At 22.9% G+C, this 559-nt stretch carries 1 protein-coding gene; it reads left to right on the forward strand.

Annotated features, from left to right (window positions below; genetic code table 11):
- Positions 1–446, forward strand: a 446-nt coding sequence (locus AJ886_RS00010; protein ID WP_070286983.1) for a hypothetical protein, incomplete at its 5' end; no start/stop codon positions are given.
- Positions 447–559: the final 113 nt, after the last annotated feature.

Consider the following 559-nt stretch of genomic DNA (forward strand, 5'->3'; position numbering starts at 1 on the left):
GAGGATGTTCTTATAAATATATGGATCCGCAGTATTATGAGTTTAAGAGCTTGTGTAAAGATAATAGTAATAAAATGATAGTGTTTAATAAAGATTATTTGGATTTAAAAAAACAATTTATTCAAGCTATGATGAATAATTCTAATATTAGAATTAAAAATAATGGTATAAAATATTTTTATAATGAAAAATTGAATTTGGAAATTCAACCTTCAAATTGGAAAGAAATAGAAACTAAATCACGCGAAATTAAACTTGGAATAGGAAAAGTAAAAGAAAAAGAAAAAGAAATAGAAGCTTGGTATATTGATGATAAAAATAACATTAAGTATCAAGAATTTAAACGATATTTGTATTATAATTATAATATATTTTTAAGAGGCGATGAGGGTGCTGGGTTTCATTTTGAATATGAGGAAATATTAGATTGTGAAGATGTTAGATAAAAAATTAGAAAGATAATTTGAGATTTAGATTTTTGGAATAACAAATGAGTAAAAACATTAAAACACAAGAAGCTAAATTAGACTTAATCACTAAATTTCTAGACTATGCTAAT

It is taken from the genome of Campylobacter sp. BCW_6465, assembly GCF_001762815.1.
Lineage (GTDB): Bacteria > Campylobacterota > Campylobacteria > Campylobacterales > Campylobacteraceae > Campylobacter_D > Campylobacter_D jejuni.